20 protein-coding genes and 1 pseudogene are annotated in these 16701 nt (G+C 39.2%); 19 read left to right on the top strand and 2 right to left on the bottom strand.

The genetic code is table 11. From position 1 onward, the window contains the following. Positions 1–124 precede the first annotated feature (124 nt). On the top strand, positions 125–556 hold the full coding sequence (locus tag ACQ2HE_RS12040) for a VOC family protein (protein WP_430899136.1): 432 nt from the start codon (positions 125–127) through the stop codon (positions 554–556). 153 nt (positions 557–709) lie between these two features. Here ACQ2HE_RS12040 and ACQ2HE_RS12035 read toward each other — a convergent pair whose 3' ends face one another. Further along, the gene (locus ACQ2HE_RS12035) at positions 710–910 is read right to left on the bottom strand and encodes a hypothetical protein (RefSeq protein ID WP_430899138.1); all 201 of its coding nucleotides are present in this window, start codon (positions 908–910) and stop codon (positions 710–712) included. Between the two features lie 258 nt (positions 911–1168). On the opposite strand from ACQ2HE_RS12035, the gene ACQ2HE_RS12030 reads away from it, so the two are divergent. Continuing rightward, entirely contained in the window at positions 1169–1675 is a 507-nt protein-coding gene (locus ACQ2HE_RS12030) for a hypothetical protein (protein ID WP_430899140.1), read from the top strand. Positions 1676–1780: 105 nt separating this feature from the next. Next, entirely contained in the window at positions 1781–2326 is a 546-nt protein-coding gene (locus tag ACQ2HE_RS12025) for an acyl-CoA thioesterase (protein ID WP_430899142.1), read from the top strand. 208 nt (positions 2327–2534) lie between these two features. Here ACQ2HE_RS12025 and ACQ2HE_RS12020 read toward each other — a convergent pair whose 3' ends face one another. After that, positions 2535–2714, bottom strand: coding sequence for a hypothetical protein (locus ACQ2HE_RS12020; RefSeq protein WP_430902449.1), 180 nt, complete (start codon positions 2712–2714; stop codon positions 2535–2537). Positions 2715–2769: 55 nt separating this feature from the next. On the opposite strand from ACQ2HE_RS12020, the gene ACQ2HE_RS12015 reads away from it, so the two are divergent. The 16 genes and pseudogenes from ACQ2HE_RS12015 to ACQ2HE_RS11940 all read left to right on the top strand — a co-directional run bounded on the left by ACQ2HE_RS12015 (position 2770) and on the right by ACQ2HE_RS11940 (position 16571). Next, positions 2770–3129: a hypothetical protein gene (locus ACQ2HE_RS12015; protein ID WP_430899144.1), complete on the top strand. Its 360-nt coding sequence runs from the start codon at positions 2770–2772 to the stop codon at positions 3127–3129. A gap of 177 nt (positions 3130–3306) precedes the next feature. After that, entirely contained in the window at positions 3307–3675 is a 369-nt protein-coding gene (locus tag ACQ2HE_RS12010; protein WP_430899146.1) for a hypothetical protein, read from the top strand. A 95-nt stretch (positions 3676–3770) separates the two neighbouring features. After that, positions 3771–4133 carry a VOC family protein gene (locus ACQ2HE_RS12005; RefSeq protein ID WP_430899148.1) on the top strand — a complete coding sequence of 121 codons (363 nt, stop codon included), beginning with the start codon at positions 3771–3773 and terminating at the stop codon, positions 4131–4133. A gap of 120 nt (positions 4134–4253) precedes the next feature. Further along, positions 4254–4751: a DUF2004 domain-containing protein gene (locus ACQ2HE_RS12000; protein ID WP_430899150.1), complete on the top strand. Its 498-nt coding sequence runs from the start codon at positions 4254–4256 to the stop codon at positions 4749–4751. Positions 4752–5064: 313 nt separating this feature from the next. Next, complete coding sequence (locus ACQ2HE_RS11995) at positions 5065–6501, top strand: S41 family peptidase (RefSeq protein WP_430899152.1); 1437 nt, start codon at positions 5065–5067, stop codon at positions 6499–6501. Between the two features lie 28 nt (positions 6502–6529). Next, positions 6530–6931 carry an NAD(+)--rifampin ADP-ribosyltransferase gene (arr, locus tag ACQ2HE_RS11990; RefSeq protein WP_430899154.1) on the top strand — a complete coding sequence of 134 codons (402 nt, stop codon included), beginning with the start codon at positions 6530–6532 and terminating at the stop codon, positions 6929–6931. 9 nt (positions 6932–6940) lie between these two features. Continuing rightward, positions 6941–7513 carry a dihydrofolate reductase family protein gene (locus ACQ2HE_RS11985; protein ID WP_430899156.1) on the top strand — a complete coding sequence of 191 codons (573 nt, stop codon included), beginning with the start codon at positions 6941–6943 and terminating at the stop codon, positions 7511–7513. 70 nt (positions 7514–7583) lie between these two features. After that, positions 7584–8027 carry a hypothetical protein gene (locus ACQ2HE_RS11980; protein ID WP_430899158.1) on the top strand — a complete coding sequence of 148 codons (444 nt, stop codon included), beginning with the start codon at positions 7584–7586 and terminating at the stop codon, positions 8025–8027. Positions 8028–8219: 192 nt separating this feature from the next. Continuing rightward, a pseudogene (gene bla, locus ACQ2HE_RS11975) lies at positions 8220–8870 on the top strand (subclass B1 metallo-beta-lactamase); the annotation flags it as partial. A 48-nt stretch (positions 8871–8918) separates the two neighbouring features. Beyond that, positions 8919–9698, top strand: a complete 780-nt coding sequence (locus ACQ2HE_RS11970; RefSeq protein ID WP_430899160.1) for an aminoglycoside 6-adenylyltransferase — start codon at positions 8919–8921, stop codon at positions 9696–9698. Between the two features lie 286 nt (positions 9699–9984). Further along, entirely contained in the window at positions 9985–10440 is a 456-nt protein-coding gene (locus ACQ2HE_RS11965) for a hypothetical protein (protein ID WP_430899162.1), read from the top strand. A 47-nt stretch (positions 10441–10487) separates the two neighbouring features. Then, positions 10488–11909, top strand: coding sequence for a serine hydrolase domain-containing protein (locus ACQ2HE_RS11960; RefSeq protein WP_430899164.1), 1422 nt, complete (start codon positions 10488–10490; stop codon positions 11907–11909). Further along, positions 11902–12711, top strand: coding sequence for a CPBP family intramembrane glutamic endopeptidase (locus ACQ2HE_RS11955; RefSeq protein ID WP_430899166.1), 810 nt, complete (start codon positions 11902–11904; stop codon positions 12709–12711). Before ACQ2HE_RS11960 ends, ACQ2HE_RS11955 begins: the two co-directional genes overlap by 8 nt. 25 nt (positions 12712–12736) lie before the next feature. Further along, positions 12737–14014, top strand: coding sequence for a hypothetical protein (locus ACQ2HE_RS11950; protein ID WP_430899168.1), 1278 nt, complete (start codon positions 12737–12739; stop codon positions 14012–14014). A gap of 111 nt (positions 14015–14125) precedes the next feature. Then, the gene (locus ACQ2HE_RS11945; RefSeq protein WP_430899170.1) at positions 14126–14911 is read left to right on the top strand and encodes a glycoside hydrolase family 95 protein; all 786 of its coding nucleotides are present in this window, start codon (positions 14126–14128) and stop codon (positions 14909–14911) included. Continuing rightward, positions 14907–16571, top strand: coding sequence for a glycosyl hydrolase family 95 catalytic domain-containing protein (locus ACQ2HE_RS11940; protein WP_430902452.1), 1665 nt, complete (start codon positions 14907–14909; stop codon positions 16569–16571). Before ACQ2HE_RS11945 ends, ACQ2HE_RS11940 begins: the two co-directional genes overlap by 5 nt. Positions 16572–16701: the final 130 nt, after the last annotated feature.

The raw sequence follows: 16701 nt of genomic DNA, 5'->3' as shown, positions 1-16701 counted from the left end.
CGCACATCAAGGGTTCATTAAACGAAGGCTATCTTTGAGCTGCGAAAGAAGGCTAGAAATTAGAAATTACCAGGCCTCGATCGCACAAAACACCTTACTTTCGACACTCTTAAAACAATCAACCATGGCATCGATCAATCCTTATGTACACTTTAATGGAAATGCTGAAGAAGCATTTAGTTTTTACAAAAAAGCTTTCGGAGGCGAGTATGCGACACTTGTTCGCTTCAAAGACATGAAATTTGAAGGCGCTCCCGATTGGGGAAATGAGGCAGACAAAATAATGCATGTTTCCTTACCCATCGGGAAGCATAGCACACTGATGGGAAGCGATACCCCTTCCATGATGGGCACTCACAATGAGAAAGAAACACGCAGCAAAATTTCCATCAATACTGACACTAAGGAGGAAGCGGACCAACTTTTTACCGCACTTTCAGAAGGTGGTGAAGTTGAAATGCCAATGGCCGATAGTCCTTGGGGTTCCTATTTTGGCATGTTCAGAGATAAGTATGGAATTGAGTGGATGATTTCGTTTGAAACTCAGCGAGCTTAGTATACCAACGATCGATATTAGAATTAGAGAGTGACAAATTAAAAGTCACTCTTTTTTATTGAATGAAGAACAGCAATTGTCCCATAAAGAAAGCACCGAATATTGCAGAAACAGGAGTATGAAATCAGCACTACCGAATTCGATCCATCCTTTCTATTGTTCCAATCTTACATTATCAATCACCACTAAAAATGTTAGAAATGCAAAAACTAAGAAAAGAACCATCCCGATTACAATCTTAATAAAAACTTCGTATTTAGGGGGATTTGAAAACCGAACGTATTTGGATACAATCCAGTAAGCCATATATCCGTCTACCAGCAATGCAATTATCAATACGGGCGCGAGTGCCATTTTTATATTGAAAGTACGGAAATGGATTCGTTTAAGTGGAATTTTAAATGAACAAAACTATTAACTCCGTCGGATTGAAATAAAAGGAGCAATTCGAGCTATTAATCCAACCTACATTAATTCCTTAAAATGGGGAATGAGCCTTAAGCAGTTAATCTACTTATAAACTAATACCCCTACTCGAAAATTTCAATTTATTTCAGAAAAAACCCATAAATTACTATAAGAATAATTGTTCAAACCTAAAACCTTTTAACAATGCTTTCCAAAACGATCTTCGGCTTTCTAACAGTCATTGCTTTACTTTATTCTCAAAAAGGCTTCTCACAAGAATTACTGACCTCTGTTCCGTCTACGAAAGAAGAATTTAGTGCTACCGAAAAGCAAGTGATTGCAACCATCAATTATTTAGAAAATACGCCCATCAACGACAAAGACGAAAAGCAGTTACAACAGCGTTCGCTCTTAATAGCTTGGATAAGCGGAAGTCCGCAAGTTACTGTTTCACTCAACGCCAGTACAATAGATTTCAATAAGAAAAACAGCATTTTGCTAGTCATTTTCATGGGTGGTTGGACAAAGTACAGTTTAGAAAACAACTATTCCAAAGACGATGTTCAATGCACCCTTGCCGGGCTCAAAAGCGCAATCAAAGTGTACCAATCGAACAAGCTCAAGAAAGACAAGTTCATGGACAACTTAATAGAACTGAATGATAAGGGAGAATTGGAGGCTTGGGTGAAATCGAAGGTGGAAAAAAAATAGGTCTACCAATTTCACGTGCGCAAGAATGTTGACGGGTTTTCCGGCTATTATCAGTAACTTATAGCAGTAAGATTATTGCCATCTGTACAACTCCAAGAAATAGTTATGTTATATTATTGGTACAAAATAGCCGGAATACTGATCGCTAAAAACTTTCAATCGAAGATTGATATTGAAAAGGAACTGAGCAGAACATTTCGTGTAAGATTGTTTGATTGTGACGGCTTGCGTGTGATGACTGCATTCAAGTATCCTGCTTATATGGATTTTATTCGCTGGGAAATGATTGCACGCTCGAATTTATACAAAGAAATTGTATTAAAAGGATTGGCACCTACTCTTGGTTCACAAAAAATAATTTATCGAAAGCCGCTGAAACGCTGGACAAAATTTACTCTAAAATGCACCACAGCCGGATGGGATGAAAAATGGGTGTATCATATTCATAAATTCGAACAAGGGGGCGAAGTAAAAGCAATTGGTATTACTCGAGCTTTAATTTGGAGAAAAGACAAACCTCAAATTTTACATCAAATTTTATCGAATGCCGGTGTAAAAGATCTCAACAAAAAACCACCCGAATGGGTGTTACAATTATTTCAAAACGATCATGATATCATTGCCGGAACTATCGATGATTTGACTTCTTAATTAGGTTCGATATAAATGCCCACGGTTGCAATTATGTCGCCCCTACGGGGCTATGAATTGGGGGCATACATTATTACCATTTGCTACTATAATGCTACCCCTACGGGACTGTGAATGTGGGAAATAAGAAACTGTTATTGGCTACAAGCATGTTACCCTTCCAGGGCTAAATCTGAATTGAAAATAAATAAATTGAATCTTAAATTTACTATATCGTAGTGAAAATGCTGATTTGCGAAATCCCCTTTGCGAAACCTTTGCGCGCTTTGCGCTCGTTGCGGTGAAGAAACTCTTCATTGAACCCCATTTGAAAACGAGATTGAAATTGCCATCCTCCAAAATCCGCTTTCATGGATGCGGGGCTGTAAGGCACGACGATCATTTGCATGTGTAAATCGATTAGATGGATCTAAAAAGCTAATAATTTAAAATAGACTTAACTAATGATGAAACACGACACCATTGAAAGTCAAATCTCCAATCTTCTCGATCGTCAATTCGAATTGAATGATATTCGTACTCACTTAGCAAGTATTGGTTACGATACACACACAATTGACGATGCACTTAAAAAGGTGCTATTACAACGAGCAAATGCATCAAACAAACACGTTAGTACCAGACAAGGGCTCAGAGGCTTCCAATTCATTTTAGCAGGAATCATCACTCTCTTATCAATTATCTTTATTGATATCAAATCAGATAGTCCTAGGTTTGATATTCTGCGCATATTCATCGGAATCTTAGCTATTGTTTGGGGAATTATTGTTGCCACCAGGCCATTAAAAGACTCCAATCACTAAACCAAACATAATAGTCTATCCTAATATATTACATGCCATTCAAATTCAATCATTTACCAAACACTTCAATTCAATTTTAGAAGAATTAACGATAAACCTTTAGTCGGAAGCATTTTTAACGGATTCTTCCTATCTTTAATTAGAAACCGATCTCTCTTACTTTTAAACCTTTTGATCATGAAAGCTTTACTCCTTTTAATTTTCGCCTACTTTTATCAGTTTGTCGGAACACCCGTTAACGATACGCCTAGGAAAGTATACTATTTCTGCACTTCTCGTGCGTCTAACTGGACAGAAACAAAAGACAAAGTATTTGTTTTGTACACTGAAATCAAAGAAACCACTCTTTCGGAAGACCAGCTAAAACCACTAGCTAAAAAATGGGGCGCCTACGTTGATGGGAATTGCAAAAATGAAGTTCGCTGCAGTTCCGATCTTAACACCTATGCTAGTTCTGAGCAAGCTGAAAAAGAACTTGAAAAATTCTTACAGTACTGCAAAGAGCATCCTAATTTCGAGGTGATTAAAGTAAATCCGATTGAATAAAACTCTATAATACCAACATTACTCGTGAACTCATTCATAACCCTTCGGTAGTGTATGGGTTCACCATTTTATCTGTACCTTTCAGAAAAAGACTTATGAATTTTTCGAAATTGGTTCCCAATATATTTTATCAAAACATCCATGATGGACTCGCTCTATGGGTTGATTGCCTGCAATTCAAAATTGGGCATCAAGAATTGAATGCCTCTACCCTCTTTTGTGTTGTAGAGAAGGACGGGCTTCGGATTAATCTTTTTCAAGATGCATTTTATGCAAAAGAGCACCATCCTGAATTCCGATTGGTAACCAATTCTATTGAAGAAGTATACCGTCAGGTTTCCAGCACACATCCGCAATTACTGCATCCGAACTTGAATAAAATAACACTAAGGCCCTGGGGCGCCAAAGAATTTGCATTGAAAGACGGGCAACTAGGAATCATCATTCAGGAATGGTAATACCCTTTGCTTTCCACCCATCTGTTGAACCAACGTATGCAATCACCCACTAAAAAATCAAAATTTCACCTACATCATATTTTTTTGTAACTTATCCCCCTAGTTTAGAAAACGAACTGTATGAAATACACCCTCCCCTATTTTGGCGAATTGGATTTAACCGATCTTGAAGACAGATACGATGTTAGCTTTGAGTTTAATGGCGAAGAAATAGATGCCGACTTGAATTTCGACGAAGCAAAAATTGAGCAAAAACATTTGGATATTGTCAAGAACTTTTTGGACAAACTAACAGAGTTTGATGCTAAAAACCACCAACACATTCTAAATGATTTTCGAAATGAGAAAGGAGACACCGTAAAAGAGTACCTCAGTTTTCATTTAGAACAAATACCAAAAGACGAATTGGTCGGCCTTGTTGATTTTAACGATACAGCAGTTAGTCCTGAGGAACAACTGTTCAAAGCTATCAAATTAGTGCGTGTTGGTTTTTACCCCCATGATGAAGAGCAGATTGTTGTATTTGATTATTCTATTGGAAGAAACCTAACTGATCATATTATTGTAGTGGATGTAGACAAGAAAGGTAATTTGAACTATATAACCATGGAAAGCTAATACATGAAAACCAGTGATTGAGTTGTTAAGTTGTTTAGTAATTCAGTGATCGCACCAAAAAATCGTTACACCTAAAATATCCACCTTTAAAAACGCTTCTTTAAGCGGAAGACTTGTGAAATGCGCCGAACTTAAAAACTCCATCACTAAATCACTCAAATACTCCCTTCTTAGCTTGTTCAAACGAGAGCCGCAAACTCAAATAAAAATCCGCCTCATTGAGGTGATTCCATCTTACTGCCTTATCTTTCCAAAACCAATACCATATTGAATAAAATCAATATATTAACTGATTACATTTATAAGAATTACCATGAAATTTTTTTATACCTTATCTCTTCTCATCACACCATTCATCGCTATTTCTCAAAACTGTCATTGTGATAGCCTCTTTCTGGAAACTCGTCAATTAGTAGAAGAAAATTATGCTGGATGGTTCGATAAAGTAAGTCCGAAAAACAAGGCAGCATATCAAAATTGGACGCAACAAAAATACCTGAAGTCCAAAGCAGTGAAAACCGACAGCACCTGCGCGAAACTGTTAAAAGAATGGATCGGATTTTTCAAAGACAAACACCTTCGAATTTTGTATAGTCAGCCTCTGAAAGCCTCAACGCCCCAACAAAGAAACGACACCCCCATTCAAATTATCAAGTACTCCTTAACTGAAGCAAGCGCTCAGGACTATTTCAAAACAGCAACAACCTTAGATCCTATTGAGGGCATCTACAGCAACGCCAATTACAAGCTTGCCATAATAAAAGCAAAACCAAATCTATTCTACGCTGTCATACTAAGCTCTCAAAACGAAAATTGGACAGTAGGGGAAGTAAAACTTACCATAGAAAAAAAGGGGGCTGCCTATTTGGGTACCTTCTACGCGGGTGATAAAACAGAAACTTCCACTCATACTGTTTCGCTGGTCGACAATGTGTTGGATTTTGATATTGTGTTTTTTGAAAAACTGAGTCCCTACTCAGGAACCAAACGTGATCTCACAGAATACGAGATCAGTAAAGACAAAGACGCCCCTAGTCTTCAATTCAAAAATGATCTCGCAATTTGGACCTTCCCAACTTTTTATAGCAATTCAGAAGAGCAAACGGCTTTTCTTCTCGAAAAATATAAAAACAAATTGGCTGAAACACCTTATTGGATCATTGACCTGAGAAACAATGCCGGCGGCGATTACAGAGTGGGATGGCAATTGTTCCCCTATATCTATTCCAAACCTGTAGTGAAATACTACGGTGAAATGCGTTTATCGAAGCAAAACATAGAGCTCTGGTTCAATAGTTTTATTAAGAATTACTATGACCAAGCCGATGACAAAACGAAGAAAGAAATTGATGATGAACTCGCCGTTATGAGAAGTCAGATTGGAAAAATGTACAATGGCCGTAACAAAGCCACCGACACCTTGCAGCTAGCAAAAATACTTCCCAACCCTAAAAAGATTGCGATCTTAATCAACGAAAATACCATAAGCAGCGGCGAACTCTTTACAATGTTGGCGCAGCAGAGTGACAAAGTAGTAGTAATGGGTGCCAACTCAGGTGGAATGATGGATTATGGAAATGTACTGCGTTACAAAACAACCTATCCAACAATAAGAATACAAATTCCCATTGATCGAATGTTGTGGTTGAATACAGGTTTTTCGGTTGATAAAGCAGGGTTATCACCCCAATTGAAATTCAAAAATGGTGATTGGATAGAACAAGCGATACAATATCTGAAAATGAACTAGTTTTATTTCCATAAACGTATAAAAACGGATGATTATGGATGTTCTTGACAGTGGACCTTTTTATCATGGCACAAGGGCCCAACTCAAAATCGGCGATTATTTAACAGCGGGGTTTCAGTCGAACTATTACCCGGAAGTAATCATGAATCACATTTATTTTGCTGCCTTGATCAATGGTGCGGGATTAGCGGCAGAACTAGCAAACGGAGACAATCCTCCAACTGTATACTTAGTTGAGCCAACCGGCAGTTTTGAAAACGACCCGAATGTTACTGATAAAAAATTTCCCGGCAATCCAACCAGATCGTACAGAAGTACCGCGCCTCTAAAAATTATTGGAATTGCAACGGAATGGACCCGCCTGACGAGTGAAGAACTAAATAACTGGAAAGAACGTATTGCAAACATCAAAGGGGCCATCATCAATTAAATTCATAGTATGCGCAACATTATTTCATTCATGCACATTTCTCTCGACGGGTTCGTTTGCGGACCCAATGGAGAGATGAATTGGATCAAAGTAGACGATGAAATTTTTGATCACGTTGAGAAACGTATCATGAAGACTGATACTGCCTTGTACGGCAGAGTTACTTACGAAATGATGCAAAGCTATTGGCCAACTGCAGCCGATCAGCCGAATGCAAGTAATCATGACAAGAATCATTCGAAGTGGTACAGTAAAGCACACAAGATCGTGCTATCGAATCGTTTAAAAGACAAGCAGTTCGAAAACACAACCATTCTTTCAGAGAATTTTATCGCCGACCTAAAAGCAATTAAAGAAACCGAAGGATCGGAAATTCTGGTATTTGGGAGTCCAAGTACTACTCATGCGCTTATTCATGCCGGTATGATTGACGGCTATTGGCTCTTTATAAACCCGATACTATTAGGTTCAGGAATTCCGCTATTTAGTAATGGCAGTTCCCAAAAACTGCTTCAACGAATTTCTACACATGAATTCAAAAATGGCGTAACCGAATTGAACTATGAAGTGAAGACTTCTTAATTTTCTATTAATTAGCTGTGACTGGTGCAGCGTTTTGATGCAAGTAAAAGTCTTTCTGAAAACAAGTGAAATGAAATTGACTAAAACCATTTTATTTATTGCTGCGGTAGTGGCATTTACAGCTTGTGATCGAAACGGACTGTCCAATCCTATAGATTCAAAAGACTTAAAAGGAATTTGGGAATACCGTGGCTCCAAGGGCGGCATGGTAGCCTATCCTGATCCTGCCTCCTTTGCACCCGGAAATGGAAATCTATGGAAATTCAGTACCGGCAAATTCCAGTATGTTTTCAAAGATTCTATCTACAGATCCGGGATTTATAGAATAAGTGTAGGAACAGGAACCGACTTAAATGAATCACGTCCAATAGACCAATTCTACTTTAACAACGAAGCCGCTGAAAGCATGGAACTCGTAAATGATACTTTAAAAATTTATTACGGGATGATTGCTGCCGATGGAGTAGTGAATTACTATGTGAAAATTTCCAACGACACCAGCTTTGCAAAATAAACCAGGCCCTCGCATTGACCCAATAATCTGACTTACTGCTACCGGTACTTTAAAACTTTCGGAAAGCATTATAAGCGGCTCAAAAATTAGCCGGCATTTGTGTAAGTTTACACCATGAAAAATCTATCAATTCTTGCAATTGTATTCATTCAATCCACTTCCTTATTCGCTTAACCGAAGCAAGCTCCCTTAAAAATTGAAAACTTAACAGAAAATTTATATATATACACCACCTATCATCTTTATCAAAATGAACCGGTACAAGCAAATGGAATGTATTTGGTTACAAAAGAAGGTGTGGTGCTGTTTGACACACCTTGGGATACAACCCAATTTCAACCTTTGCTCGATAGCATTGAATACAAACACCACAAAAAAGTGATTCTTTGTATTGCCACGCATTTCCACGATGATAAAACAGCCGGCCTTGAATATTACAAACTAAAGGGAATCAAAACCTATACAACTGTTCTCACCGATCAGTGGAGTGAGAAAAGAAATATGAAAAGAGCCGACAATTTGATTTCAAACGATACCCTATTTTCAGTTGGGGGATATCGATTCAAAACCTTCTATCCCGGAGAAGGACATACGGCAGACAATATTGTGATCTGGTTTGAAAAAGAACGGGTTCTAATAGCTGGTTGTTTAATAAAAGGCTTAGATGCAGAAAATCTTGGCTTTTTAGGAGACGCCAATCCGGCAGCCTATGCCGCTACAGTTCAAAGGGTAATCGAATATTGTAAAAATCCGAAATATGTTGTCATAACCCACAGTCCGGGATATAGCCCTAAAACTATCCTACATACGCTGAAGCTAGCAAAGGAATTGCCGCAAAAGTAAAATCCTCAATCTTCGTATTAGAAAATAGAAATCTGTTTAACTTCAAGAATGATTCAAAAAGATTTTGCAAATAGAGCTGTTTCCATTTTAAATAAAAATGAGTCAGTGATTGGTTTGGCTGCGGGAGGATCGTGGATTACAAATGAGTTAGATGAATTTTCAGATCTTGACTTGATAGTTGTTACGGTCGATAAAATTTCCGATCAGATTACCAAAATGAAAGAAATTGCTGATTCACTCGGTGATCTTCTTTCAGCGTTCACCGGCGAGCACGTAGGGGAACCAAGATTGTTGATTTGTTTATATGAAAACCCTTTGCTACATGTGGATCTGAAATTTCTAACACTCAACGAATTTCACGTTAGAGTAGAGAATCCTGTTATATTGCTGGATAAGAAAAATCTATTAGCCTCAAGTTTTAAAAAATCCGATCCGAAATTCCCCTATCCCGATTACCAGTGGATCGAAGACCGCATTTGGACCTGGATTCATTATGCACTAACAAAAATAGGAAGAGGGGAATATTTAGAAGCGCACGACTTTCTAGCATCCTTAAGAATGATGGTGTTCGGTCCGCTTCTTCACATCAAAAAATCAAGTTTGCCAAGGGGAGTGCGCAAACTTGAATCCATATTAGATGAAGATGAAATAAACGAGCTTCGTAAAACTTTATCCACCTACAACAGAAATGATTTGCTAAAGAGTTTAAGAAATGCAGTAAATCTGTACAAACAATTAAGAACATCACTATTCGATGAAACAATTCAGCTTCAAGAAGCAACGGAAAGAGCGGTGATGAACTATTTCGATCAGTTAGAGAAAGACTGATGCTATTCTTTTCACCCTCTCTGAGTAGAGATTTAATACAATAATTGGATTTCAGTGCCAAACTTCAATTTTGTACTTACCAGGAGCACCAAAGCAAAAAAGTAATCCTTAACCTAATCCAACTCATCCAACCTAATCCTAGCACAAAACAATTGGCCAACAGTGCCACAATTCAATTCTATTCTGAACGGGGCCACCAAAGCTACAAAGGTAATCCTAACCCAAATCCTACCAATCCAACCTAATCCTAGCTTAAAATGGCGTACATTCACCTCCAAAACGCAACATGAAATTCACCCTCATCTGCTTAAGCCTACTCACAGTAGTAGCTTGCAATACCCCTGTATCAAAAGAGCCAAGCCCTTCTCCCATCATAGGCACCTGGAAACTAATTTCGGGAACAACCATTAAAGGAACCGATACCACCACAACCGATTACACCAAAGGCAAAGAAATGATCAAGATCATTACTGCCACGCATTTTTCATTTCTCAACCACGATTTGAATCATGGAAAAGATTCCACTGCCTCCTTTACCGCCGGCGGTGGCCGCGTGAAAATTGGCGAGGGCAAGTACACGGAATTATTAGACTATTGCAATTACCGTGAATGGGAAGGCGGAACCTTTGATTTCGATTATACGGTTTCAGGAGATTCGCTTTCAATCATCGGAATTGAAAAAGTGGAAAAAGCAGGCATTGATCATCTAAACATCGAGAAGTACGTTCGCATTAAAAATTAATAACCAATTTACAATTGGTAAATTGTTCATTTACTAAACAAACTGCCATGAAAAATAAAGGCTATTGGGCACTGACAATCGTTGTTCTCGGGCTCTTAATATTTGCTTGTAAAAGCCCTGAAAAGAAAGATAATTCCCTTTCAGAAAAACTGGATGCTTACCTGAAGGCGGAAGCGACTTATCATCGATTCAATGGAAACGTGTTGATCGCTGAAAATGGCAAAATACTCTTTCAAAAAAGTTATGGGCTCTCCAATTTCGACAGCCATCAACTCCTCAATGATAGTACTGTATTTGAACTTGCTTCCGTTAGCAAACAGTTTACAGCAACGGCTATCTTAATGTTGAAAGATGAAGGCAAGCTCAGTCTTTCCGATTCTCTTCGCAATTTCTTTCCCGAACTCCCTTACCAAGGTATCACTATCTACCAAATGCTTACACATACTTCAGGGCTTCCCGACTATGAAGAAGCTATGTCGATTAAATGGGATCACAAAAAGATCGCATTTAACAACGATATCATCTCCTTCTTTGCAAAAGAAAAGCCGGCAGCTCTTTTCAAACCCGGAGCTAAATGGTTGTACAGTAATACTGCCTATGCGATTCTGGCAAGCATAGTAGAGAAAGTTTCAGGAGAACCCTTTCCAACATTTCTATCAAAACGCATTTTTACTCCGCTATCAATGTCGCGCACACGTATTTATAATACCCGCAGAAGTTTGAAAGACACCATCCCCAACTATGCCTACGGATTCCTTTACAACGACAGTACAAAAAAATACCAGATGCCCGATAGCATGCCGGGTATGGACTTTGTGTATTATTTAGATGGCATTTTCGGTGATGGAGTAGTGAATTCAACTACTGCTGATCTTTTGAAATGGGATCGGTCTGTGAAAACGCACCGCCTTCTTAGTGAGACATCTCAAGCAGAAATGCTGAAAGGACAGGCGTTGATGGATACAGCCAATAATTGGTATTATGGATTTGGAGTAGGTATTCAAAAAACAGATTCCGGCGATATCATTGCTCACTCCGGTGGCTGGCCAGGTTACGTCACCTACTTAGCGCGTAATGTTGTGAAAGACCAGACTTATATTGTACTCTCTAACAATGCTTCCAATTCACCGGCCATCTCCAATGCTCTGATGGATATTGTTAATGGAAAAGAAATTGTTCTTGCCTATGAACACAAAGCCATTGAATTAGATTCTAACGCGCTTAAAGTATTTGTGGGCAAATACCAGGGAAAACAACGTTTCCAAATTGAACAGAAAGCAGGCAAGCTATTCTTTGTTTCCGCAAACGGAGAAAAGCAGGAAATAAAACCAGAATCCAATACCAGATTCTTTTTTGCAAAACAGCCTTACATGTTGCTTGACTTCGAATTGGACACACAAAAGAAACTAAAAAAAGTAACGCTCATCAATCACGGCAAAAAAAGTGATGTAAAATTTTCAGATGAATAGTCAACTTAAACTTTACGGAAACGCTTTCTTATTCTGTTTCTTGTTTACCGCTATCTATGTACTCGTGTATTTCTTTGTATCTCCTATATACTCTGAACCGAGTCGACCTTTTCACGCGTTCGTTGGTTGCCTTGTAGCTTTTGGAATAAGCTATGTTTTTATAAAACAAGATCGAAGATCATGGAAAGAAATTGGGGTAAGTCTCCAATCAAGCTCCATTCCTAACTTCTTAAAAGGTGTTCTCTTTGGAATCTTTATCATGGGGACTCTAGTTCTAGCAGTTGTGTTATTTTCCAGTTTCTCCATTCACACAAATACAAATGCCAGTCTACTAAACTTTCTCCTTTCAACGGCTGTGCTATTACCGCTTGCCTATATGGAGGAGCTTGCTTTTCGCGGCTATCCGCTGCTTATCTTAAAAGAAGGAACCTCCACTCGAATAGCACTCGTTAGTACATCAATACTCTTTGCTCTTTACCACATTGCAAATAACTGGACTTTTCAAACTGCTTTTTTAGGTGCCGGAGTTTGGGGAGTTGTATATGGAATTGCAGCCCTTTATTCTAAAGGGTTGGCCATGCCCACCGGACTGCACTATGCAGCCAACCTCACTACTTCTGCATTTAGTGTAAAATCAGGCGGAGCAGCACTTTGGGTTCTTACAACTAAGTCGGGGAGCAGTTTAGAAGAATATCAAGCAAGTGAGTTGGAGACGCTGTTACAGCAGTTGGGGTTGTTGATATTTGCGATTTTGGTAATGGAATCATATATTAGGTTTGAAAGAAATAAACTCCAACACTGATATTGCTATTTGAATCATTCAAGAAATGCTCAAATTCCTCAAAAACTTTTTTAATCAAAAAAACTTCCCGCCTGAAACGGAGGCGGGTACCATTTCATTGGAAGGCGAGCTAATAATAGTATACGATACTGAATCCATTAGAACCGGTGAAATAGATCTCTCAAAACTATCAAGAGTGTATCTGGTAACCGATGGAGAGAAAACCCCTTTGCTTTATTTATTCGATTTCACCGAGCATTATATTCCTATAAATTTCAAAGGTTTTCAAGCTATTTATGAATATTTATCAAATCGCTTTGAATTTGATGATGCTGCTTTTTTCAAATATGTTGATCACGCCTATTCGATCAAGAAAAAGTTATGGACAGCAAAGCACACTGTTAATTATGAAATTTTAGAGAACGGACCTAAAGACCAATCCTTCGGATATGAAATTCAAAGCCCGGAAAAAGAAATCCTTCATTGGGATCTTACGTACGATCAATTAGAACAACATCCTGCTATTGTTTTTGAAAAATCTCCATTTGGACAAAAGATTCAAAAATTCAAGTACCCCATTCGCATCGGATCAATTCTACTTTCCGATTTTGGTTCCTATTTTGACAATGGAAGAACCGATGCACCGGTACTTCATTTCTACGCCGCATGCAGCAACGAAGAAGGAAATGACCGGAGCTACTTCGAATTAAAGGCAGCGCTGTTGCACATGATGGGAAAATCTGCAATTACGGGCGGTTATGAAAGAAAGGATCAAAAAAGCTGCATTTTGCAATCGCAAGGAATGATCTACACTATTTCATACACCAGCACAAATGATTGGACTTACGAAACGGGGTACACCATTTTTTCCGTTCAGAACAATCGTGACTATCCTCAACTACTTCTTAATGAGTCTTACGAATCAGTCATTCAAATAGACGCAAGCCTCGTACTATCCGGTTCTATGGAAATGAATGCTGAGTACAAGAGATCGGCCCGAATAAAGAAAAGACCGGACGAGATATTGAAACAGTTTGGAACCAAAACAGTTATTTGGCGAGATGACCTAAATAAAATGATTGGATTTGCTTGTGGAAATTTTTCACAATTATTCAGCCAATCGGAGTTACTGTCGGTCTCCATACAAAACATCATTCCTGCCAAAGGCGGCGGTGGCAGCTATCTGGAACTGAATCTTAAAAACCGAGACTATCCCTACGCTGTTTTCACAGAACAGTACAAATATTTCGATCCCTTCAGTAGTTCAATTAGCGAACTCTTACAGCTTGAAATAGACATAAAACCGGAATACCACGACTGTTAACGCTTGCCATTTTCTTTTTGAATTGCTTTCGATAGAGTTAAGTAAATTTAGAGACCCGCACACAACAAAAACTACTCAATGCGGTCAATTGAACGACTCAACCTCATTTGCATGAATACTTCTGCCCTCTTTCAAAAAACCCTTGTTTCCTTGTTTTGCTTTCTTTCGATCGCAACTAATCAAACCAAGGCTCAATTCGACCCTTCTACCGGTTTATGGTATAAAGATTCAGTAGATAAATGGGAGGACGCTTTACCTATCGGAAACGGCCGTTTAGGAGGCATGTACTTCGGCAATGTGCATACCGATCGCTTGCAGTTCAACGAAGACACTTATTGGAGTGGAGGCCCCTACTCTACCGTAAAAAAAGGCGGATACAAAGTACTGCCGCAACTGCAGCAACTTTTATTCGAAAAGAAATTTGTAGAAGGGCATCTCCTGTTTGGAAAACACCTGCTTGGCAACCCTGTAGAGCAACAGAAATATCAAAATATGGGGAATATGGTGCTTCAATTCAATCATACTGATCCCATCTCTTATTATAGACGTACTCTTGACTTCAGCACCGGCATCGCCAGCATCAGATACGAACACAAGGGAGTAACTTATACCCGAGAACTGTTCTCTTCTTACCCCGATCAAGCCATTGTAATGCGCATCAGTTCTAATAAAGCCGGTTCCATTGACCTTCAAGCTGAACTCCAAGGAGTGCGAAACCAAACCCATTCTAACTATGCTACCGATTATTTTAGCATGGAAGTGATCGACTCGAAACAATTAAAACTCAGTGGCAAAAGCGCCGACTACCTTGGCGTGAAAGGTCAACTTCACTATGAAGCGCGATTGGTGGCCCGCGTAAAAGGCGGAACTACAAAAAAAGACTGTACAGTCCATTGAAATTGAAGGGGCTGATGAAGTAGTAATAATACTAGTTGCTGCCACTAATTTCAAGAACTACAAAGATGTAAGTGCCAATGCTGCACAACGGGTAGCAGCCTACCTTAAATCAATTGAGCATCGGAGCTATGAAGCTATCAAAGCTGATCACATAAAAGAGCACAAGGCTCTATTTGGCAGAGTAGAGTTAGAACTGCCCACTACTGCTCAATCATTTCTACCCACCAATGAAAGAATTCAGAAAGTGCACGAGGGTGCGGATCCCTCATTTGCAGCTTTGGGCTATCAGTTTGGAAGGTACATTATGATGGGATCTTCACGTCCGGGAACCCAAGCCAGTAATTTACAGGGCATTTGGAACAACGACCAGAATCCTTGGTGGGATTCCAAATACACCACCAATATCAATACGCAAATGAACTATTGGAATGTAGATGCAGGAAACCTCAGTGAATGTTCCCAACCTTTGTTTGATTTGATTCGAGAAGTTTCGGATCAAGGAAAGCAAGTGGCCAAGGAACATTATGGAGTAAATGAAGGATGGGTATTTCACCAGAATACTGATATCTGGCGGGTTGCAGCACCGATGGATGGATCGAACTGGGGCGCGTTTACTACAGGCGGAGCATGGCTCTGCACACATATTTGGGAGCATTTCTTATACACGCGTGATACTGCCTTTCTTCGAAAAAACTACGCCCTCTTAAAAGGCAATGTTCAGTTCTTTTTGAAGTTCTTGGTAAAAGATCCGGTACATGGATGGTTGGTCACCAATCCATCTACTTCTCCTGAGAATGTTCCAGGCAGTCCGGGCAATACCCGCTTTTTCGACGAAATGAATGGAGCCTATTACAATGGATCGCAGATCTGTTATGGCTCTACCATCGATGAACAAATTCTGACCGATTTGTTTGGATACATGGCACAAGCCACTGAAGTATTGAAAATTGATACATCTTTTAAAAAGCAAGTACTAAAAGCCAGAGCTGCACTTGCGCCTATGCAGATTGGGAAAGACGGTACTTTGCAAGAATGGATTGAAGACTGGCCGCAAACGGAAAAGAATCACCGGCATTTCTCCCATTTATATGGGCTTTATCCGGGGCATGTTATTTCACCCCTACGAACACCCGAATTAATAGATCCGGTGAAGAAAGTCTTGGAACAGAGAGGTGACGGTGCATCGGGCTGGTCGCGAGTATGGAAAATGTGCGAATGGGCTCGATTGTTTGATGGCAATAGAGCGAATAAAATATTCAAAGGATACATTCAGGAACAGTGTACCAAATCGTTGTTTGGTAAATGTTATGCCGCGATGCAAGTAGATGCATCTTTTGGATTGGAAGCAGCCGTGAACGAGATGTTGGTACAATCGCACGAAGGTTTTATTCAATTGTTGCCAGCATTACCCGATGAATGGAAAGCAGATGGATCGTTTAGCGGTGTAATTACGAGAGGAGCATTTGAATTGAATTTTCAATGGCAAGAAGGCAGGGTCAGTACATTGAAAGTAGTATCCAAAGCCGGAATGCCGTTTACAATCAAATTCGACCACGTACCCACGGTATTGTGCAATGGAAAAACGGTTAGAATAACCGAAGTTGGAAATGGGTTGTACCGATTTGAAACGAAACGGATGGGGAACTATGAGATTAATTAAGAATTAAGAATGAAGAATGAAGCGCCACCCTGTTTAAGAACATTGCATACATCAGAAAATATTCTGTATACATCGCAATGATATTTTATACACCGAAAGAAAAAACCGAAATCTCAATTGTTCGCAAAAC

Source organism: Endoryza foliicola, from assembly GCF_050589245.1.
GTDB lineage: Bacteria > Bacteroidota > Bacteroidia > Chitinophagales > Chitinophagaceae > Endoryza > Endoryza foliicola.
The sequence above is the reverse complement of the archived record's forward strand: the minus strand, read 5'-3'. Positions and strand labels throughout refer to the sequence as shown.